The organism is Chitinilyticum aquatile DSM 21506 (genome assembly GCF_000430805.1).
GTDB classification, from domain to species: Bacteria; Pseudomonadota; Gammaproteobacteria; order Burkholderiales; family Chitinibacteraceae; genus Chitinilyticum; species Chitinilyticum aquatile.
Genome location: NZ_AUMS01000001.1, coordinates 105,229 through 125,139 on the forward strand (window position 1 = coordinate 105,229; position 19,911 = coordinate 125,139).

At 58.8% G+C, this 19,911-nt stretch carries 16 protein-coding genes; 12 read left to right on the forward strand and 4 right to left on the reverse strand.

Annotation, left to right across the window (positions count from 1 at the left end):
• Positions 1 to 21: 21 nt before the first annotated feature.
• The gene (gene gcvA, locus H559_RS0100535; RefSeq protein WP_028451059.1) at positions 22 to 897 is read right to left on the reverse strand and encodes a transcriptional regulator GcvA; all 876 of its coding nucleotides are present in this window, start codon (positions 895 to 897) and stop codon (positions 22 to 24) included.
• 287 nt (positions 898 to 1,184) lie between these two features.
• Here gcvA and acnB point away from each other — a divergent pair, with 287 nt between their 5' ends.
• The 9 genes from acnB (at position 1,185) to H559_RS0100580 (ending at position 11,263) form a co-directional block, all read left to right on the forward strand.
• Positions 1,185 to 3,776, forward strand: coding sequence for a bifunctional aconitate hydratase 2/2-methylisocitrate dehydratase (gene acnB / locus H559_RS0100540; RefSeq protein ID WP_028451060.1), 2,592 nt, complete (start codon positions 1,185 to 1,187; stop codon positions 3,774 to 3,776).
• Positions 3,777 to 4,118: 342 nt separating this feature from the next.
• Positions 4,119 to 5,231 carry an aromatic ring-hydroxylating oxygenase subunit alpha gene (locus tag H559_RS0100545; RefSeq protein ID WP_028451061.1) on the forward strand — a complete coding sequence of 371 codons (1,113 nt, stop codon included), beginning with the start codon at positions 4,119 to 4,121 and terminating at the stop codon, positions 5,229 to 5,231.
• Positions 5,232 to 5,320: 89 nt separating this feature from the next.
• Positions 5,321 to 5,779 carry a hypothetical protein gene (locus tag H559_RS0100550; RefSeq protein ID WP_028451062.1) on the forward strand — a complete coding sequence of 153 codons (459 nt, stop codon included), beginning with the start codon at positions 5,321 to 5,323 and terminating at the stop codon, positions 5,777 to 5,779.
• 75 nt (positions 5,780 to 5,854) lie between these two features.
• Positions 5,855 to 6,745 carry a DMT family transporter gene (locus tag H559_RS0100555; protein WP_034639224.1) on the forward strand — a complete coding sequence of 297 codons (891 nt, stop codon included), beginning with the start codon at positions 5,855 to 5,857 and terminating at the stop codon, positions 6,743 to 6,745.
• Positions 6,746 to 6,801: 56 nt separating this feature from the next.
• Complete coding sequence (gene surE, locus H559_RS0100560; protein ID WP_028451064.1) at positions 6,802 to 7,545, forward strand: 5'/3'-nucleotidase SurE; 744 nt, start codon at positions 6,802 to 6,804, stop codon at positions 7,543 to 7,545.
• Entirely contained in the window at positions 7,530 to 8,204 is a 675-nt protein-coding gene (locus tag H559_RS0100565) for a protein-L-isoaspartate(D-aspartate) O-methyltransferase (RefSeq protein ID WP_034639226.1), read from the forward strand. The genes surE and H559_RS0100565 overlap by 16 nt, the downstream gene beginning before the upstream one ends.
• Entirely contained in the window at positions 8,134 to 9,270 is a 1,137-nt protein-coding gene (locus H559_RS0100570; RefSeq protein ID WP_081412797.1) for a peptidoglycan DD-metalloendopeptidase family protein, read from the forward strand. The genes H559_RS0100565 and H559_RS0100570 overlap by 71 nt, the downstream gene beginning before the upstream one ends.
• 2 nt (positions 9,271 to 9,272) lie before the next feature.
• Positions 9,273 to 10,232: an RNA polymerase sigma factor RpoS gene (gene rpoS / locus H559_RS0100575; protein WP_028451067.1), complete on the forward strand. Its 960-nt coding sequence runs from the start codon at positions 9,273 to 9,275 to the stop codon at positions 10,230 to 10,232.
• 170 nt (positions 10,233 to 10,402) lie between these two features.
• A complete protein-coding gene (locus H559_RS0100580) occupies positions 10,403 to 11,263 on the forward strand; it encodes a dienelactone hydrolase family protein (RefSeq protein WP_028451068.1) in 861 nt (286 codons plus the stop codon).
• A gap of 96 nt (positions 11,264 to 11,359) precedes the next feature.
• On the opposite strand, the gene yccX is transcribed toward H559_RS0100580, so the two are convergent.
• A complete protein-coding gene (gene yccX, locus H559_RS0100585; RefSeq protein WP_028451069.1) occupies positions 11,360 to 11,635 on the reverse strand; it encodes an acylphosphatase in 276 nt (91 codons plus the stop codon).
• A gap of 14 nt (positions 11,636 to 11,649) precedes the next feature.
• The gene (gene dnaE / locus H559_RS0100590; RefSeq protein WP_028451070.1) at positions 11,650 to 15,096 is read right to left on the reverse strand and encodes a DNA polymerase III subunit alpha; all 3,447 of its coding nucleotides are present in this window, start codon (positions 15,094 to 15,096) and stop codon (positions 11,650 to 11,652) included.
• Positions 15,097 to 15,215: 119 nt separating this feature from the next.
• Between dnaE and H559_RS0100595 the strand changes: the two genes are divergently transcribed.
• Entirely contained in the window at positions 15,216 to 15,404 is a 189-nt protein-coding gene (locus H559_RS0100595) for a putative motility protein (RefSeq protein WP_028451071.1), read from the forward strand.
• A gap of 63 nt (positions 15,405 to 15,467) precedes the next feature.
• Here the strand turns inward: H559_RS0100595 and pbpG are convergent, their stop codons facing one another.
• Positions 15,468 to 16,511 carry a D-alanyl-D-alanine endopeptidase gene (gene pbpG / locus H559_RS0100600; RefSeq protein ID WP_028451072.1) on the reverse strand — a complete coding sequence of 348 codons (1,044 nt, stop codon included), beginning with the start codon at positions 16,509 to 16,511 and terminating at the stop codon, positions 15,468 to 15,470.
• Positions 16,512 to 16,723: 212 nt separating this feature from the next.
• On the opposite strand from pbpG, the gene H559_RS0100605 reads away from it, so the two are divergent.
• Both H559_RS0100605 and H559_RS0100610 read left to right on the forward strand, forming a co-directional pair.
• Entirely contained in the window at positions 16,724 to 18,448 is a 1,725-nt protein-coding gene (locus H559_RS0100605; RefSeq protein WP_028451073.1) for a PHA/PHB synthase family protein, read from the forward strand.
• An 85-nt stretch (positions 18,449 to 18,533) separates the two neighbouring features.
• A complete protein-coding gene (locus tag H559_RS0100610) occupies positions 18,534 to 19,715 on the forward strand; it encodes an acetyl-CoA C-acetyltransferase (RefSeq protein ID WP_028451074.1) in 1,182 nt (393 codons plus the stop codon).
• Positions 19,716 to 19,911 lie beyond the last annotated feature (196 nt).

Genomic DNA, 19,911 nt, shown 5'->3' on the forward strand with positions numbered 1-19,911 from the left:
CCGCCTTCAAGGCGGTTTTTCTCATTGTGACTCCAGCCAGTTACAGAAGGCTGTGGTGGCGGGATCGTTCATCAGGCTGCGCGGAACAATCCAGCAATAGCCACGCACCGGTACGGCCGGGAAAGGCAGTGGGGCGATCAGGGTGCCTGCATCAAGCTCGTGCTGCATCATGGGGAGTGGTCCCAGTGCAATTCCGAGCCCGTCAATGGCGGCTTGCAGTGCGAGGTAGAAGTGGTCGAATTGCTGGCTTGCCCTTGGTTTCAGATCGGGAACGCCGGCAAGGGTCAGCCAGCGTTGCCAGGCAGTCGGGCGTGTGTCTGCCATGAGCAAGGTGTGCTGTGCCAGGTCTTCGGCTTTCTGGATGGCATGTTTTTCAAGCAGCTTCGGATGGCAGAGCGGCAACTCCCGTTCCTCCAGAAACGGCCTGCTGATATAGCCTGGCCAGTCACCCGGGCCGCGGCGGATTGCAATATCGAAGGGGGTTTCCAGTCGCGATATGTCGCGATCCGATGTCGTGATCCGGAGCTCGATATCGGGGTAGTCGTGCTGGAAGTGTGCCAGTCTCGGCAGGAGCCAGCGCATGGCAAGAGTCGGCGTCGAATTCAGGATAAGCCGCCGCTGGCTGGATGGCTCACGCAACTGCAAGGTGGCATTGGTGATGATGTCGAAGCCGTCCTGAATTTGCACCAGATAGCGCCAACCCGTTTCAGTGAGCTGGACTCTCCCACCGCTGCGCTCGAAAAGCCTTAATCCCAGCCATTCTTCCAGCTGGCGGATCTGTTTGCTGATTGCGCCATGGGTCACGCACAGTTCGGCTGCAGCCATGGTGAAGCTGTTCAGCCGGGCTGCAGCTTCAAACGCCCGCAGGGAATTAAGGGGGGGGAGAGATTGCTGCATGGAAACTGTTCGATGTGAGTGAATGGAACGTCGCGGTTTGGGTTGGCAGCTGTAAGTGCCGGAAAAGTCATTTTTCTATACTGTTCGCCGACTTGGTGTGAGTATAACTCACGACTAGTGTGGCGATTACTCGTTTGTCTGCCTGCGCCATTGGGCGTACCATGAGCGGGCAAAAAAAATCCACACTCCGCAACCATGTGTGCGGACAAGGACAAGACAGGGATTGCCACACGGGACTGTGTCGCAGTCGTTTTAACTGCCCTTACTACCATCCGGAAGGTCGAATCATGCTTGAAGCCTATCGCCAACACGTAGCCGAGCGCGCCGCGCTGGGCATCCCGCCGCTGCCGCTGACTGCCCAGCAAGTCGTCGAGCTGGTTGAGCTGCTGAAAAATCCGCCGGCCGGCGAAGAAGCCTTCCTGGTCGACCTGCTGACCCACCGTGTTCCGCCCGGCGTGGATGACGCTGCCAAGGTGAAGGCTGCCTTCCTAGCAGCGGTTGCCAGCGGCGCTGATTCCTGTAGCCTGGTGTCGCGCGCCAAGGCTGTCGAGCTGCTTGGCACCATGCTGGGCGGCTTCAACATCAAGCCGCAAATCGACCTGCTGGGTGACGCCGAAGTCGGCGCTATCGCCGCAGAAGGGCTGAAGAAAACTTTGCTGATGTTCGACTACTTCCATGACGTGAAGGAACTGGCCGACAAGGGCAATGCCAACGCCAAGGCCGTGCTGCAAAGCTGGGCCGACGCCGAGTGGTTCACCAGCCGCCCTGCGGTTGCCGAGAAAATCACCGTGACCGTGTTCAAGGTGCCGGGCGAAACCAATACTGACGACCTGTCGCCAGCCCCGGATGCCTGGAGCCGCCCGGATATCCCGCTGCACGCACTGGCGATGCTGAAGAACACTCGCGCTGACGCGGCCTTCAAGCCGGAAGAAGACGGCAAGCGCGGCCCGATCCAGTTCCTGCGCGATCTGGCGGCCAAGGGCCATCCGGTTGCCTACGTCGGTGACGTGGTGGGTACCGGTTCCTCGCGCAAGTCGGCGACCAATTCCGTGTTGTGGTGGACCGGTGAAGACATTCCCTTCGTGCCGAACAAGCGTTTTGGTGGTGTGTGTCTCGGTGGCAAGATCGCTCCGATCTTCTTCAACACCCAGGAAGATTCCGGCGCGCTGCCGCTTGAAGTTGACGTTTCCAAGTTCGAAATGGGCGACGTGATCGATATCTACCCGTACGCAGGCAAGATCGAGAAGAACGGTACTGTTGTCGCCGAATTCAAGGTCAAGTCCGAAGTGCTGTTTGACGAAGTCCGTGCCGGTGGCCGTATCAACCTGATTATCGGTCGCTCGCTGACCGCCAAGGCACGTGAAGCGCTCGGCCTGCCTGCATCCACCGAATTCCGCCTGCCGCAAGCACCGGTTGCCAGCAACAAGGGCTTTTCGCTGGGCCAGAAGATGGTTGGCCGTGCCTGCGGTCTGCCGGAAGGCCAGGGCGTGCGTCCCGGCATTTACTGCGAACCGCGCATGACCTCGGTCGGCTCGCAAGACACGACCGGCCCGATGACCCGCGACGAGCTCAAAGACCTGGCTTGTCTGGGCTTCTCCGCTGATCTGGTGATGCAGTCCTTCTGCCACACTGCCGCCTATCCGAAGCCGGTGGACGTCAAGATGCACCACGAGCTGCCGGAATTCATCCGCAACCGTGGCGGCGTATCCCTGCGTCCGGGCGACGGCGTGATCCACTCCTGGCTCAACCGCATGCTGCTGCCTGATACCGTCGGTACCGGTGGTGATTCGCACACCCGTTTCCCGATCGGCATTTCCTTCCCGGCCGGCTCCGGTCTGGTGGCTTTCGGAGCTGCGACCGGCGTGATGCCGCTCGACATGCCGGAATCGGTACTGGTGCGCTTCAAGGGCGCCATGCAGCCGGGGATCACCCTGCGCGATCTGGTGAACGCGATTCCGTTCTATGCGATCAAGGCGGGTCTGCTGACCGTGGCCAAGGCCGGCAAGAAGAACATCTTCTCCGGTCGCATCCTGGAAATTGAAGGTCTGCCGGATCTGAAGGTCGAGCAAGCCTTCGAGTTGACCGATGCGTCGGCCGAGCGCTCTGCCGCCGGTTGTACTGTGCAGCTGAACCGCGAGCCGGTGGTTGAATACCTGCAGTCCAACATCGTGTTGCTGAAGTCGATGATTGCCAACGGCTATGGCGATGCCAAGACACTGGCCCGCCGTATCAAGGCCATGGAAGACTGGATTGCCAAGGGTGAACTGCTGAAGGCTGATGCCGATGCCGAGTACGCCGCGGTCATCGAAATTGACATGAGCGAAATCGTCGAGCCGATTCTGGCCTGCCCGAACGATCCGGATGATGTGAAGACCCTGGCTGACGTGGCCGGCACCAAGATCGACGAAGTCTTCATCGGTTCGTGCATGACCAACATCGGCCACTTCCGCGCCGCCGGCAAGCTGCTGGAAGGCAAGCGCGACCTGCCGACCAAGCTGTGGATCGCTCCGCCGACCAAGATGGATGCCCAGCAGCTGACCGAGGAAGGTTACTATGGCACCTTCGGCATGGCTGGCGCGCGTACCGAAATGCCGGGCTGCTCGCTGTGCATGGGCAATCAGGCACAGGTGCGCGAAGGTGCGACCGTGGTATCCACCTCGACCCGCAACTTCCCGAACCGTCTGGGCAAGAACACCAATGTGTACCTGAGCTCGGCCGAACTTGCCGCGATCGCATCGCGTCTGGGCCGCATTCCGACCCGCGAGGAGTACATGGCCGACATCGGTGTGATCAATGAGAAGAGTGCGGAAGTGTACCGCTACCTCAACTTTGACCAGATCGCCACCTTCCAGGAAGATGCTGCCAAGGTTTCGGTCTGATCCTGTCGGGCCGCAAACAGACAACCCCGCTACGGCGGGGTTGTTTTTTTATGGGTATATGGCTACAGCCCTTTTAATTGAAGGGGATAGGGCTTATACAGTGTGGTGTATTGAAAAAACGCCCGCTGTTTGCAGGGGTGATGCCCGAGAACGACTTATCTGCTTGAATTATCGATAAAAAGCTTGCCGCATGGGGCGCGATAGGGGAAAATCCGTACCCTTTTCGGGTCGGTCGCGCAAGGCGCCGGCAATTAACAACGATGGCTTGCCCACCCATCGCCGCCAGCGTAGCGGCACAAGTGGCAAGACGTCTTAGACCTTCAACCACTGGGGGTATGGGATATGTCCAAACTGCACGATGCCAATCTGCAGCTCGTGATGCACACGCAATTGCCGGTGTCATCCTATTTCGACGAAACACTGTATCAGGCAGAACTGGATCGTCTGTTTGCCAGGGGGCCCAAATACATCGGTCATGAACTGATGGTGCCCGCAGCGGGTGACTATCATGTGCTCGAAGCGAGCAATGGCGCGCGCTATCTGAAGCGTACCGAGGCGGGTGACGTCAAATGCCTGTCCAATATCTGCCGTCATCGCCAGGCCTTCATGCTCGATGGTCGCGGCAATGCCAAGCACACGGTCTGCCCGTTGCACCGCTGGACTTACGACGAAAGTGGCCAACTGATGGGGGCGCCGCATTTTCCGGGCAACCCCTGTCTGCATCTGCCCGATACCGCGCTGCAAAGCTGGAATGGTCTGCTTTTTGAAAGTGGCCGCGATATCGAGGCCGATCTGAAAGACATGGGGGTGGCCAAACACTTCGATTTCTCGAATTATGTGTTCCATTCGGTGCATGTCGATGAATACCAGGGCAACTGGAAAACCTTCATCGAGGTGTATCTCGAGGACTACCACGTCGTACCGTTCCATCCGGGACTGGGGCAGTTTGTCGAGTGCAATGATCTGAAATGGCAGTTTGCCCCGTGGTATTCGGTGCAGACCGTGGGTGTACACAATGGTCTGGCCAAGCCCGGCTCGCGCACCTATGAGGAATGGCACAAGCAGGTCAATGCCTACTATGGCGACAAAAAGCCGGAATTCGGCGCAATCTGGCTGACCTATTACCCGAACATCACCGTCGAGTGGTACCCGCATACGCTGGTGATTTCGACCATCATTCCTACCGGCCCGCGCAGCTACAAGAACGTGGTTGAATTCTACTATCCCGAAGATATCGCCTATTTCGAGCCGGAATTCATCGCTGCCGAGCAGGCGGCCTACGATGAAACGGCCGTCGAAGATCGCGAGATCATCGACCGGATGGAGGCCGGCCGCGAGGCGCTCTACCGCGCGGGCCGCAACGAAGTTGGTCCCTACCAGAGCCCGATGGAAGACGGAATGCAGCATTTCCACGAGTTTTATCGCCGTGAAATGGGGGATATGTTGAGGGAATAATGTCACGGTTGCCGTGCGACTTTGTTCATGTATTTTTCAGCATTCATGTCGCATAATGCCCCGGAGAATTTCATCAGGAGATGTGCGATATGAAGCTGAAAACACTGATCGTGCTGTGTGCTGCTACTGTGGTGTCCCTTTCTGCTTTTGCCGAGCCGCATCCGCCGCAGGAGCGCATGAGTGGCCGCAGCTATGAGTACCAGCAGGGCTTTCGCGATGGCTGGCAGGCTGCTTATGAAATGATGCAGAACGGCGGCAATAACTGGAATAACAACAATAACTGGAACAATAACAACGATTACTATCGTCGCGACATCCGTATTGACCGTGCCCGTTATGTATCGGGCAAGCGCAGCTGCGATTTCACCCGCAATCTGGCCAATCGTGCCAATGGTCGCGGTGAATACCTGCTCGATGCCAATAATCGCTGGTGTGGTGATCCGTCGCCGGGTGATCTGAAGCAGGCGGAAGTGCGTTACTACTGTGGCAGCGATTTGCGCTCCGCAGTGATCCGTGAAGATGAAAGCGGCTGGTTGCGCTGCAACTGACCTTGTTCCGGTAGTCGTGCGATAATGCAGGAAGCGCCTTCGGGCGCTTTTTGCATTTGCAGGGATGAATGTGTGATGCGTGATGTGATAAAGAGCTGGCGGCATTCCGGTCCGTTCTGGATGGTGGTGGCAGGCCTGGCGTTCGGCGTGATGGGCGTGTTTGTCAAACGGGCGAGTACGCAGTTGAGTACGGCGGAACTGGTGTTCTATCGCTGTCTGGCGGGGCTTGCCGGCATCATGCTGATCGCGCTGCCGCGAGGGCAGTCCTTGCGTGTCAGCCCAGCTGTTCTGCGCTTGCACCTGTCGCGCAGCATTTCCGGATTTCTCGCGCTGATGCTGTATTTTTACGCCATTGCCCATTTGCCCTTGCCGACGGCGGTCACGCTCAATTACACCTCGCCCCTGTTTCTGGCACTGGTGGTCTTTGCGTGGCGGCGCCAGCCCATGCACTGGCGGCAGGTGGTATTGATTCTGGGCGGTTTTGCCGGGGTGCTGTTGCTGCTCAGGCCATCGCTGCCAGCGGGGCAGTGGCTGACCGGTCTGATCGGTCTTGGTTCGGGCTTTCTGGCCAGTATCGCCTACATGAATGTCCACGAACTCGGCCGCTACGGTGAGCCGGAGTGGCGTACCGTATTTTACTTTTCACTGGTCTCGACGCTGGGAGCGGCCTGCTGGATGCTGCTGCAGAGTGCGCCGCTGGTCATGCCAGATGCCGGGGGATGGCTTTCGGTGCTGGGCATGGGCGTTTGCGCGACCATTGCACAGCTGTCGATGACGCGGGCTTACCGCAAGGGAAGAACACTGGCGGTGGCGAGCCTGGCTTACCTCACTGTCGTGTTCTCAACGCTGTTCGGAGTGCTCATCTGGGGGGATGCGCTGCCTGTACTCAGCTATCTGGGCATGATTCTGATCGTGGCGTGTGGCATATTCAGCAGCTATCGCCCTTCGTGCGCAAGGAATGATTAAGCTTATTTTGCGCCGGATGCTGCTGCCGCTAGAATAGCTCATCAACGGAGAAGTCGATGCGCTTTCTGGTTTCAAATGACGATGGCTATTTTTCCCCTGGCATTGCCGCGCTGGCGATGGCACTGGGAGACGAGGGTGATGCGCTGGTTTGCGCACCGGAGCGGGATCGCAGTGGCGCCAGCAATTCGCTGACGCTGGATCGCCCGCTGACCGTGCGCGAAGCGCCCGGCGGGTTTCTGTATGTCAATGGAACACCGACAGACTGCGTGCATCTGGCGGCGACCGGCTTGATGGAAGCTCTGCCGGACATGGTGCTTTCCGGGATCAACCACGGCGCCAATATGGGTGACGATACCGTGTATTCCGGTACGGTTGCCGCCGCGACGGAGGGCTATTTGCTGGGCATCCCCGCCATTGCCATCTCCCTTGCGTCGCGTACCCCGCAGCATTTTGAAACCGCCGCCCGCGTTGCGCTGGATCTGGTGCGGCGTTTCAAGCGCCAGTCATTCAGTGTCCCGCTGCTGCTTAATGTGAATGTGCCCGATCTGCCTTACGAGGAACTGAAAGGCGTGCGGATCACCCGGCTGGGCCGGCGGCACAAGGCTGAACCGGTGATCAGGTCGAGCAATCCTCGCGGTGAAACAATCTGGTGGGTTGGTCCGCCGGGAGTGGCAGCCGATGCGGGAGAAGGAACCGACTTTCATGCCGTATCCGAGGGGTATGTCTCTATAACCCCTTTGTCTACTGATCTGACGTCGCATACCCAGCTGGAGTTGGTGGCCTCATGGCTCTCAGACTGAACCCTTCGCTGCTGGGCGGGACAGGAATGACTTCGGCGCGTACCCGCAGCCGCATGATTGATCGCCTGCGCCAGCAAGGCATCAGCAATCGCGAAGTGCTCGCCGTGATGGAGCAGGTGCCCCGGCACCTTTTTGTTGACGAGGCCCTGCAGCACAAGGCCTACGACGATACCTCACTCCCTATCGGTTACGGGCAGACCATCTCGCAGCCCTATATCGTTGCGCGCATGACCGAACTGGCGCTCGGCGCCGGTGCGCGCGACAAGGTACTGGAGATCGGCACCGGTTGCGGCTATCAGGCAACCGTTCTTGCCCAGCTTTTCAAAACGGTCTATTCGATTGAGCGCATCGGCGCACTGGCTCAGCGCAGCAGGCAGCGGCTTGCCGAGCTTGGCGTGCATAATGCCCGTCTGCGCCATGCCGATGGCAGCAAGGGGATTGCCGATGCCGCGCCCTTTGATGTGATTTTGTTCGCAGCGGCCGCCCCCATTTCTCCGGAACATCTGATCACCCAGCTGGCGCCGCACGGGCGCCTGATCGTGCCGGTCGGTGAAGATGCCCAGGAGCTGGCGCTGATTTGCCAGGAAAATGGAGTTTGGGTCGAAACACGCCTTGAGCCGGTGCGCTTTGTGCCTTTGCTCGGCGGCATTGCCCAGTAAGACTAATCAGGAGATTTTCGTGAAAAACATCGCAGCCGGCCTGTGCGCCACCCTTTTGCTCGCCGCTTGCTCGAGCACGCCGACTCAACCCGCGCCGATTTCCGAACGCACCGTCGGGCAGCCGGAAAGCCGGCCGGCAGTGAGTACTGCGCCAACGCCAGCGCCCGCTGCGGTTGCTGTCAGCAAACCCCTTAAGCCCGAGGGCGAGATTGCGACCACGAGCACGACCACCGCCACAACTGCCGCTGCGGTGACAAGCCCGCGCCCGGCAGTTCCGGCTGGCGGCAAGGCCGCTGGTGCCACTTATACTGTCCAGCGTGGCGATACGCTCTACAAGATTGCCCGCGAGCAGGGTGTATCTGCCAAAGATCTTGCTGCCTGGAACAATCTGGTCAATATGGACGACGTCAAGGCCGGGCAGGTGCTGAGGCTGGCTCCGGAGGGGGCTGCTGTGCCTGCGACTGCCAGCACAGTCGATGTGAAAACCTATCCGAAGGCCGTGCGCCAGCCCTATAGCCCGGCCGCAGAAGCATCCATTGCCTCTGTGGCTGGAAGTGGCGTTGCAACAAAGCAACAAACTGTTACAGCCTCGTCCGTGACGGCTGTAACTCCTGCCGCTACGGGCGCAACGCCTGTACCGGCCGCCAATGCCAGCAAAACCGCGGAAAAAGCGGCATCTGCAGCCGGCTCAGCCACCGATTCCGTGATCGACTGGGGCTGGCCAACCGCAGGTAAGGTGTCCAGGGGATTTACCGAGGAACGCAAAGGCGTTGATATAGCGGGAAAAATGGGGCAGTCTGTAGTTGCGTCAGCAGGTGGTAAGGTCGTATATGCCGGAAGCGGACTGCGCGGTTACGGAAAAATGGTCATCGTGCAGCATGGCAGTGGCTACCTCTCGACGTATGCTCACAACAGCAAATTGCTGGTCAAAGAGGGGGACGTGGTCAAGAAGGGAGAAAAGATCGCTGAAATGGGTAATACCGACGCCGACGAGACCAAGTTGCACTTTGAGATCCGCAGATTTGGCAAGCCGGTTGATCCAACAAAATATATAAGCGCAGAGTGATCATGAGCGAACAAATCGACATTCTAGAGAATGAAGAATTACTGGAAGCAGAGGCAGGTGAGGCCGAGGATGAGAGCGACGCCGAACTTGATCTGGAGCGTGCCGAGGAGGTAGAGGTCTACGCGACCGAGTCGACGGCTGACGTAACCCAGATTTACCTCAATGAAATCGGGCAGAGTCCGCTGCTCAAACCCGACGAGGAGCGTGAGCTTTCCCGTCGCGTCGTGCAGGGCGATTTCGCTGCCAGGCAAAAGATGATCCAGCACAATCTGCGGCTGGTCGTGAATATTGCCAAGCATTACATCAACCGCGGCATGACGCTGCTGGACCTGATCGAGGAAGGCAATATCGGCCTGATGCATGCGCTGGAGAAGTTCGACCCCGAGCGTGGTTTCCGTTTCTCCACCTACGCCACCTGGTGGATCCGCCAGTCGATCGAGCGGGCGATCATGAACCAGTCCCGCACCATCCGCCTGCCGGTGCATGTCATCAAGGAGCTGAACGTCTATCTGCGTGCGCAGCGCCATCTTGAAGCCCACCTCGGTCGCGATCCCAGTGTGGAAGAAGTGGCCGAGCTGGTGGGCAAGCCGGTGGAGGACGTGCGCCGGGTGCTGGGTCTGAACGAACGGGTCGCTTCGCTGGATGCGCCACTGGATATCGACCCGATGCTGACCATTGGCGAGTCGATCCCCGACGAGCAGAACGAAGGCCCGGAAGCCATCCTGCAGGGGGCCGAGGTCGAGCGCTATGTACGCGAATGGCTCAAGCAGCTCAACGACAAGCAGCGCATGGTGATCGAGCGCCGCTACGGCCTCAACGGCTACGAAATCTGTACGCTGGAAGATCTTGCTGCGCATCTCAATCTCACGCGAGAACGGGTGCGCCAGATCCAGATCGAGGCACTGGAGCAGTTGCGCCGTATCCTGCGCCGCTATGGCGTTTCTCGCGACGTCGTGCTGTAAGCCCGCCCGGGCAGGTCTGACCCATGAACAGCCGCCAGTGGCGGCTGTTTTCGCATACGAAATACGAAGCAGCCTGTATTGGATTGTCAGCTTTTTCCCGGAAGACGGGGCGATGCGGTTATAATCGGGGGCTTTTTCGGTTGTACCTGCTGTAGCAAATCGGAGTTTTCGTGCGCGTCTTGTTTTTCCTGCTGGGCTTTTTCCTTGTGCACACGGCTCGCGCAGAGCCGGTCCGGATTCCGGCTGGCAACATTGTTCTCAGCGGTGAATACTATCCCCCGCAGGGGCAGTCTCATGTGCTGGCGCCGGCCATCCTGATGCTGCACGGTTGCGGCGGGCTGTATGCCGCCGATGGCGAGGTTGGCAGCCGCTTTACCCACATGAAAGACCTGCTGCAGGAAATGGGCTATGCGGTGCTGTTGCTGGACAGCTATGGCAAACGCAATGTCCGCAATGCGTGTTCGGGCGCACGCAAGAAAAAAGTTCCTTCTGCCGGTATCCGTGCCAATGATGCACAGCATGCCTTGTCCTGGCTGAATGCACGGCGCGAAATTGATGGCAACCGCCTTGGCGTGCTGGGCTGGGGGCAGGGTGCGACCGTAACGCTCAAGCTGATGGCGCGCAGCAATCCGGGCCTCAAGGCGGCGGTGGCATTCGAGCCGCAATGTATAAAAGTCAGGACCTCCAGGGATTACCATGTGATTGCCCCCACGCTGGTGCTGGTCGGTGAATCTGGCCGGCAGTCTGCAGCAGCGGACGCGTGCCGGAAGCTGGCTGCGGTGACCCGCCAGGATCTATTCCATGTTGTCGGTGTTGCCGGCCCGGTGCCCGATGTCGAACGGCCCGACCGCCAGAATGAACATCGCGGCGATGCCGGTGGCAGCCATCCGGGCAATGGTACTGCGGGTGCCGCGAACGATGCGGCGGGCGATGCCTATCGCCGCACCTTCAAGTGGTTTTCGCGCTGGTTCGATCCAGCCCGTGGCATTACCGGCCAGCCGCCACGCCAAGCTTCTGGTGTTACGCCATGATTGCGGCGGGTATATGCCTGTAGCTCTTTGGTTGAAGAGGCTGTGGGTATATACGGGTTGATGTATATGGTATGGCTGTAGAATGCAGGTGTTGAGCTAGCGCGTAGCGTGTTCCGCGAAATCCTGCAGGCCTTCCAGCGGACATTCATCCGTTTGGACCCGCTCGACTCTGGCTGCCGGTGGTCCTTTCTGCAGCCAGGCCGCGAGCGCACGCAGCTGCTCCGGAGTTCCTTCAGCATGAACTTCCACACTGCCGTCAAGGCGATTGCGCACCCAGCCGGCCAGCCCCAGACGCAGCGCCGCCAGGCAGGTGCTGTAACGGAATCCGACACCCTGCACCCTGCCATAGACCCTGAAACGCTGCGCATGCATTGCGGTTTTTCCTGTCAGTGACTGAGCAGGCGGACCTGCTTTTCACCCAGCCATTGCTGCAGCGAGGCTAGCAGCTCATCGTGCAGCAGCACCAGCCACTCAGATGACAGCCGGATCTGGCACTCGGCCTTGCTGTTGGCATAGGCAAGGATGACCGGGCAGCCGGCTTCCGAACGGTAAGGGCCGAGCAGGGTTTTCAGGTGTTCGGTATCCGCCTTGTCCTGATCGATGTCGAGGCGGATGCCCTGTGTGAAGCGGCTGCGTGCCTCGGCCACGTCCAGTATGCGGTCGGCGATCACGCGCACACCGCCATTGAAGCGGTCTTCACTGATTTTGCCTTCGATGACCAGCAGGACATCCGAGCGCAGCTTGTTGCGATTGGCCTCGTACACCTCGCTGAATACCGAGACTTCCAGCTTGCCGTAACCGTCGTCGATCTGCACGAAAGCCATGCGGCCGCGATCGCCGTCCTTGATGCGCAGGCCGCTTACGATACCCGCGATGGTCTGCAGTTCTTTTTTCGGCTGCAGCCGGTCGAGCCGGGTTTTCAGGAATGGCCGGATGGATTTGGCGTGTGCATCGAAAGGGTGGCCGGACAGGTAGAAACCGACCGCCGTTTTTTCTTCCGCCAGTTTGGTCTTGTCATCCCAGCGCGGCACTTCGATCATTTCCACGCCGGGCGTGTCATCGGCTTCCAGTAGGTCGAACAGCGAGCCCTGGTTTTTGTTGGCGGCCTCAGTCTCCGCTAGCGACATGGCCTGCTCGACATTGGCCAGCAGGCGTGCACGGTGGTCGTCAATCGCGTCGAAGGCGCCGCCGCGGATCAGTGCTTCGATTACGCGCTTGTTGACTTCCTTCTTGTCGGTGCGCCGGCAGAAGTCGTAGAGATCGGTGAACGGGCCGTTGGCCTCGCGTTCTTTCACGATCATCTCGATTGCGCCTTCGCCCACGCCCTTGATGGCGCCCAGCGCGTAGCGGATCTGGGTCTTCCCAACCGGAACAAAGCGGTAAAAGCTCTGGTTCACATCCGGCGCCAGCAATTCCAGCCTGTTTTTCTCGACGCAGTCATCGTAGAAAATTTTCAGCTGGTCGGTGTTGTCCAGTTCGGAGGACATGGTGGCGGCCATGAAGGCGGCGGGATAATGCGCCTTCAGCCAGGCAGTGTGATAGCTGACCACCGCATAGGCGGCCGTGTGCGACTTGTTGAAGCCATACTCGGCGAACTTGGTCATCAGGTCGAACAGCATTTCGGCCAGAGCCGGGTCATAGCCCTTTTTCGCCGCGCCCTCGGCAATGGTGCTGCGGTGCTTGGCCATTTCCTCGGGCTTTTTCTTGCCCATCGCGCGGCGCAGCATGTCGGCGCCACCCAGCGTGTAGCCGCCGATGATCTGCGAGATCTGCATCACCTGTTCCTGGTACACGATCACGCCGTAGGTCGGCTCCAGGCATTTTTCCAGGTCGGGGTGGAAGTAGTCAGGCTCTTCCAGGCCCTTCTTGCGGTTGATGAAGGTGTCGACCATGCCCGAGCCCAGCGGGCCAGGACGGTAGAGCGCCAGTACCGCGATGATGTCTTCGAAACGGTCGGGCTGCAGCTTTTCCAGCAGGCGTTTCATGCCGTCCGATTCCACCTGGAATACCCCGGTGGTATTGGCATCGCGGAACACCTGATACGCGGCCTGATCTTCAAAACCCAGACTCATCAGGTCAAGGTATTCGCCGGTCTGCTTCTGGATGTACTGCAGCGCGAGTTCGATAATCGTCAGGTTTCTGAGGCCCAGAAAGTCGAACTTCACGAGCCCAATTTGCTCGACGTCATCCTTGTCGAGCATCGATACCGGCGAGGCATCGGCGCCGCTGGCCTGATAGACCGGACAGAAATCGGTGATCTTGCCCGGAGCAATCAGTACGCCACCGGCGTGCATGCCGATATTGCGCGTCATGCCTTCGAGCTTTTTCGCCAGCTCCCACAGCTGTTTGACTTCGTCCTCGTTGTCGACGCGCTCCTTCAGTTCCGGCACCATCTCGTAGGCATCATCGAGGCTGAAGTGCTTGCCGGGCGCCGCCGGAATCAGCTTGGACAGCCCGTCGCAGAACATGTAGGGCAGATCGAGCACGCGGCCGACGTCGCGCACCACGGCCTTGGCGGCCATGGTGCCAAAGGTGGCAATCTGGCTTACAGCCTCGGCACCGTATTTTTCGCGCACGTATTCGATCACGCGCCAGCGGTTGTCCTGGCAGAAGTCGATGTCAAAGTCCGGCATCGAGACGCGTTCGGGATTCAGAAAGCGTTCGAACAGCAGGGCATACGCCGTCGGATCGATGTCGGTAATGCCGAGCGCATAGGCCACCAGTGAGCCCGCGCCCGAGCCACGGCCCGGGCCGACCGGGCAGCCATTCTGTTTGCCCCAGACGATAAAGTCCGCCACGATAAGGAAGTAGCCCGGGAAGCCCATCTGGATGATGGTGTCGGTTTCGAACTTCAGCCGGTCCAGATAGCGCGGCCGCTCGGCATTGCGCTTTTCCTCGTCCGGGTAGAGCTGGGCCAAGCGTTTTTCCAGGCCTTCCTTGGCCAGATGCACCAGATAGTCGTCCAGCGTCATTCCCGGCGGGGTGGGGAAATCCGGCAGGAAGTTCTTGCCCAGCTGCACGTTCAGATTGCAGCGCTGGGCAATGGTGACGGTATTCGCCAGTGCTTCCGGGATGTCGGAAAACAGCGTGGCCATCTGCTCCGGCGTCTTGAAATACTGTTCTTCGGTAAACAGCCTCGGCCGGCGCTTGTCGGCCATCACGTAGCCCTGTGCGATGCAGCAGCGTGCCTCATGCGCCTTGAAATCGTCCGGCTCCATGAATTGTATGGGGTGTGTGGCTACAACCGGCAGATTCATTTGGCCTGCGAGCCATAGGTGGCCCTGTATGCTTGCTTCGCATTCCGGTTTGCCGGAGCGCTGCAGCTCCAGATAGAACGCATCCGGGAAGCGTTGCGACCACCAGCCTGCCAGCTCTTCTGCCAGCGCATCGTTACCCGCGAGCAGCGCCAGCCCGATTTCGCCCTGATGTGCGCCGGACAGGCAGATCAGTCCGCTGTTGTCGCCATTTTCCAGCCAGGCTTTTTTCAGCTCCGCCTGTTCGCGCTGCTGGTTTTCCAGATAGGCGCGAGTGAGCAATTCGCACAGTCGGCCATAACCCGCACGATTCCTGCAGATCAGCTGGACGCGGGTCGGGGCGGCGAGGTCTTCCTCATTTTCGATCCAGGCATCGACACCGATAATCGGTTTGATGCCGGCGCTGCGGCAGGCCTTGTAATGCTTGACCATGCCGAACAGGTTCATCAGGTCGGCGCTGCCGATGGCCGGCATGCCAAGCTGCTTGGCGCGGGCGATGGCATCGTCGATGCGGACGATGCCATCGGTGACGGAAAATTCGGAGTGAAAGCGGAGGTGAATGAAGGCAGGTGTAGTCATGGCGGCATTTTACTGACTTCGCGCCGTTTGCGCTGCCTGCCTTTTCCCAATACGGCTGCGGCATGCCGGGAAAGGGCGTATAGTTGCTGTGTCAGAAATTCGATATCGATGAGGCGAGCATGGATCAATCCATCGTTGGCGCTGCCAGCAGTGCCAGTCCGTACGACCCGGTGCCAAACATCATGCTGCGCAAGGCACTGGACATCCAGTCGCAGACCACGCTGAGCTTGCTGGCATCCATCCCCCAGCCTGCGCAGACCACGGTCAATCCGGCGCATCTCGGGCAGAGTGTCGATACCTTTGCGTGAGCAGCAGGTGACAACAAAAAAGGACTTCGCGAGCGAAGTCCTTTTTTGTTGTGCATCATGCGGTCAGCCCGCCCGATGCACCACTGCCTGCTGATTGAACAGCTCCAGCCATTTCTTGACACGCTGGGCATCGCCGATGCGTGACTGTTTGCCGTCCGAATCCATCAGCACCATGACAACCGGTGCGCCATTGATCATGGCCTGCATGACCAGGCAGCGGCCAGCTTCGCTGATGTAGCCGGTTTTGGTCAGGCTGATTTCCCAGTCTTCCGATTTGACGAGCGGATTGGTGTTGCGGAAGGTGAGTTCGCGTCCGCTGAGATTGGAGGTCAGGATGTACTCGCTGCTGGTGGAAAATTGCTGGATTTCCGGATAGCGGGCTGCGGCTTTCACCATCAGCGCCAGATCGCGCGGCGTGGATACATTGCCCGGATTCAGACCGTTGCTGTCCAGAAAGCGCGTGTGAGTCATCCCCAGTTGCAGGGCTTTCTCGTTCATTTTCTGGAGGAATGCTGCCCGGCCGCCCGGGTAGTGGCGCCCAAGCGCAGACGCGGCACGGTTTTCTGACGACATCAGCGCCAGCAGCAGCATTTCCCCGCGGGTCAGCTCGGTGCCGACGGCCAGGCGGGAGGTGGTGTTTTTCAGATAGTCGATGTCATCGTCATTGATGGTGAGCAGCTCGTTGAGCGGCAGCTTGGCATCCAGCACCACCATTGCCGTCATCACCTTGGTGATCGAGGCAATCGGTGTCGGACGATCGGCATTTTTCTCGTACATGATCTGGCCGTTGAGCGCGTTCATGATCAGCGCATTGGCCGAACGCAGGCCGGGGTTGTCCAGCGTGCTCTCTGTTGCCACTACTCGTGTTACCGCGACTTCACTACGCGCTTTGGCAACGGCTTCCTTCTTGACTGATGTCTTGCTCTTCTTTGATTTTTCGGCGGTTTTGGTTTTCTTATTCTTGCTCGCCGTCTGTGATTTACTCGACGACGACGCTTTGGTCTGTTTGGATTTACTGGTCGAGGAGGGGGTGCCGGATGCATGGGCGGTGATCGCCAGGCTGGCGCTCACGATCAGGGTAAAAACACGAAGCAAGGCTTTTTGCATCGTCGACTCCAAAAAACAACGCGTATCAGTTCTTACTGATTTTACGCACGAATCCGGCAAATGTCATGTTAAAACAAGGGTTATGAAATGAATCTGCAGATTCAACTTTAGAATTTCATCGCGCTTTCATCACCTGAATGTGTTGTGAATGTTGCAATGCACAAGTTGCTTGCTAGAATCAATTGCTGCCCTTAATCGCAACGGAGAAGATTGTGCTGTCAAACCCTGCCCTGGATACCTTTTTCAAACAGTTGACTCTGGCCAACCAGCAATGGATGCAAGGCTGGATCAACTCGAGCAATGCCACGGCAACCCCGGCCCAGCCGGTCACCATGATGCATGACCTGATCCAGCATTTTTCCCAGACGCACGGGCAATGGCTGGAGCATCACACCAATTACTACCAGCAGCACCTGGATCTCTGGCTGGGGATGATCGGTGCGAAACCGGCTGCTGAAAAAGTGGCTCATGACAAGAATGATCGCCGCTTCAAGGCCCCGGAATGGGAAACCCCGCTGTTTGATTACATCAAGCAGAATTACCTGATTACCAGTCAGTGGCTGATGAATCTTGCTGATACCAGTCATTCTGATGATGCTACCCGCGAAAAAATCGCCTTTTTCACCCGCCAGTTTGTCGATGCCATCAGCCCGTCCAATTTTGCGCTGACCAATCCGGAGGTCCTCAAGCGCGCGGTGGAAACCAAGGGTGAAAGCTTGCAGGAAGGGATGAAGAAGCTGCTGGCCGATATGGAGCGCGGCACGATCACGATGACCGACGAAGAAAAGTTTGAAGTCGGCGGCAATCTGGCCATTACTCCGGGCAGCGTCATTTTCGAGAACGAACTCTTCCAGCTCATCCAGTACGCGGCCTCGACCCCCAAGGTCTACGATCGCCCCTTGCTGGTGGTGCCGCCTTGCGTGAACAAGTACTACATCATGGATCTGCAGCCGGACAATTCCATGATGCGCTACATCGTCAGCCAGGGTTACACGACCTATCTGGTGTCATGGAAATCCATCACGCCGGAACTTGGCCACCTGCGCTGGGATGATTACATCGAAATGGGGGTGCTGGAAGCTGCCCGCGTCGTGCGCGAAGCATCCGGTCGCGACAAGATGAATGTGCTCTCGTTCTGCATTGGCGGTGAACTGGTGACGACGTCCATCCCGGTCATGCAGCACCGCGGTCTTGACTGGTTCGAATCCGTTACGCTGATGACGGTGATGCTCGATCACACTGAGCCGGGCGATATCAAGCACTGCTTCGACTGGAATACGGTCATCCAGCGCGAAACCCAGATGGCGCGCGGTGGCGTGGTGTCCGGCAAGGAGCTGGCCCGCACGTTTGCCTCGCTGCGTGCCAACGATCTGATCTGGAATTACGTCGTCAACAATTACCTGAAAGGCCAGACCCCGCCGCCGTTTGACCTGTTGTACTGGAACAACGACGGCGCCAACCTCGCGCTGCCGATGCATACCTTCTTCCTGCGCAACATGTATCTGGAAAACAACCTCACCAAACCGAACTCATTCAGCCTGTGCGGAGTGCCGATTGACCTGACCAAGGTTGATTTGCCCACCTACATTTTTGCCGCCCGCGAGGATCACATCGTTCCCTGGCAATCGGCATATCACACCACTGGCATCTTCAGCGGCCCGATCCGCTTCGTGCTGGGCGCGTCCGGCCATATCGCCGGCGCGATCAATCCGGTGACGACCAACAAGCGCAATTACTGGATCAACGAAAACTTGCCAAAAGACCCTGAGCAGTGGTTTGAAGGTGCGGAATCCCGCCCGGGCAGCTGGTGGCAGGACTGGACGCAATGGCTGGTGCAGCACTCCGGCGCGCAGGTTGCTGCTCCCAAGAAGCCGGGCACTGCCAAATTCAAGGAGATCGAGCCGGCTCCAGGTCGCTATGTGAAAGAGCGCATTTAATCTTGCACCAAAATTCTAGTTGTGATGTAGTTAATTACCAATACCTGACTCTCTATAGAAATATTCATAAAAACGGAGTTTTAATATGACTGATATCGTGATCGTTGCTGCGCAGCGTACGGCCCTCGGTAACTTTGGCGGTAGCCTTGCCAAGGTATCTGCCCCTGAACTGGGTGCCATCATCATTCGCGACCTGCTCGCCAAAACCGGCGTTGCGCCGGAAGCGGTCAGCGAAGTGATCATGGGCAATGTGTTGACTGCCGGCCTTGGCCAGAATCCAGCGCGCCAGGCCTTGCGCAAGGCAGGTATTCCCGATGCCGTTCCTGCCCTGACCATCAACCAGGTCTGCGGCTCCGGTCTCAAGGCCGTCGCACTGGGCATGCAGTCCATCCTGTCCGGCGACAATGAAATCGTCATTGCCGGTGGTCAGGAAAACATGAGCGCCTCGCCGCACTTGCTCAATGGCAGCCGTGACGGCTTCCGCATGGGCAATGCCTCGCTGGTGGACAGCATGGTGTACGACGGCCTGACCGACGTGTATCAGGGCTACCACATGGGTGTCACCGCTGAAAACATCGCCAAAAAATACGGCATTACCCGTGAAGAGCAGGATGCACTGGCCCTGGCCAGCCAGCAAAAAGCAGCCGCAGCACAAGCTGCCGGTCGCTTTGCGGATGAAATCACTCCGGTCGTGATTCCGCAGAAAAAGGGTGATCCGGTGGTGTTTGCCAGCGATGAATTCATCAAGACCAATGTGACGGCAGAAGGGCTGGGCAAGCTGCGGGCGGCCTTTGACAAGGAAGGCACCGTCACCGCCGGCAATGCATCGGGCATCAATGACGGCGCTGCTGCCGTCATGCTGATGACGGCTGAAAAAGCTGCCGCACTGGGCCTGAAGCCGCTGGCGACGATCCGTGCCGCTGCCTCCGCCGGTGTTGATCCGAGCATCATGGGCATGGGTCCGGTACCGGCCACCAAGCGTGTGCTGGAGCGTGCCGGCTGGAAGCTGGAAGAGGTTGACCTGATCGAGGCCAACGAAGCCTTTGCCGCCCAGGCGCTGGGTGTGGCCCGCGAAATGCAGTGGGATATGGACAAGGTGAACGTGAACGGCGGTGCGATTGCACTGGGCCACCCGATCGGTGCGTCCGGTTGCCGCGTGCTGGTCACCCTGCTGCACGAAATGGTGCGCCGTGACGCCAAGAAGGGCATCGCCACCTTGTGTATCGGCGGCGGCATGGGGGTTGCGCTGGCGGTCGAGCGCAACTGAGGTAGCCTCTGCCCATGAAAAAGACCCGCTGCGGCGGGTTTTTTTCATGGGTATATGATCGTAGCCATTTCAGATCTGGGGCTGTATGGGTATACCCATGCTCTTGTTGCTTCAGTCTCGTTGCGATAATCCCGCGTGCGGGAAGTCGCCATACGTGCTCTTGACGCATTTGCTAGAATTGCTGTTTTGCCAACGC

Bases quoted from the DNA above. Each gene is read 5' to 3' on its own strand.
- gcvA (WP_028451059.1), bottom strand. From the start codon at position 897: ATGCAGCAATCTCTCCCCCCCCTTAATTCCCTGCGGGCGTTTGAAGCT.
- acnB (WP_028451060.1), top strand. From the start codon at position 1,185: ATGCTTGAAGCCTATCGCCAACACGTAGCCGAGCGCGCCGCGCTGGGC.
- H559_RS0100545 (WP_028451061.1), top strand. From the start codon at position 4,119: ATGTCCAAACTGCACGATGCCAATCTGCAGCTCGTGATGCACACGCAA.
- H559_RS0100550 (WP_028451062.1), top strand. From the start codon at position 5,321: ATGAAGCTGAAAACACTGATCGTGCTGTGTGCTGCTACTGTGGTGTCC.
- H559_RS0100555 (WP_034639224.1), top strand. From the start codon at position 5,855: ATGCGTGATGTGATAAAGAGCTGGCGGCATTCCGGTCCGTTCTGGATG.
- surE (WP_028451064.1), top strand. From the start codon at position 6,802: ATGCGCTTTCTGGTTTCAAATGACGATGGCTATTTTTCCCCTGGCATT.
- H559_RS0100565 (WP_034639226.1), top strand. From the start codon at position 7,530: ATGGCTCTCAGACTGAACCCTTCGCTGCTGGGCGGGACAGGAATGACT.
- H559_RS0100570 (WP_081412797.1), top strand. From the start codon at position 8,134: ATGGAGTTTGGGTCGAAACACGCCTTGAGCCGGTGCGCTTTGTGCCTT.
- rpoS (WP_028451067.1), top strand. From the start codon at position 9,273: ATGAGCGAACAAATCGACATTCTAGAGAATGAAGAATTACTGGAAGCA.
- yccX (WP_028451069.1), bottom strand. From the start codon at position 11,635: ATGCATGCGCAGCGTTTCAGGGTCTATGGCAGGGTGCAGGGTGTCGGA.
- dnaE (WP_028451070.1), bottom strand. From the start codon at position 15,096: ATGACTACACCTGCCTTCATTCACCTCCGCTTTCACTCCGAATTTTCC.
- H559_RS0100595 (WP_028451071.1), top strand. From the start codon at position 15,216: ATGGATCAATCCATCGTTGGCGCTGCCAGCAGTGCCAGTCCGTACGAC.
- pbpG (WP_028451072.1), bottom strand. From the start codon at position 16,511: ATGCAAAAAGCCTTGCTTCGTGTTTTTACCCTGATCGTGAGCGCCAGC.
- H559_RS0100610 (WP_028451074.1), top strand. From the start codon at position 18,534: ATGACTGATATCGTGATCGTTGCTGCGCAGCGTACGGCCCTCGGTAAC.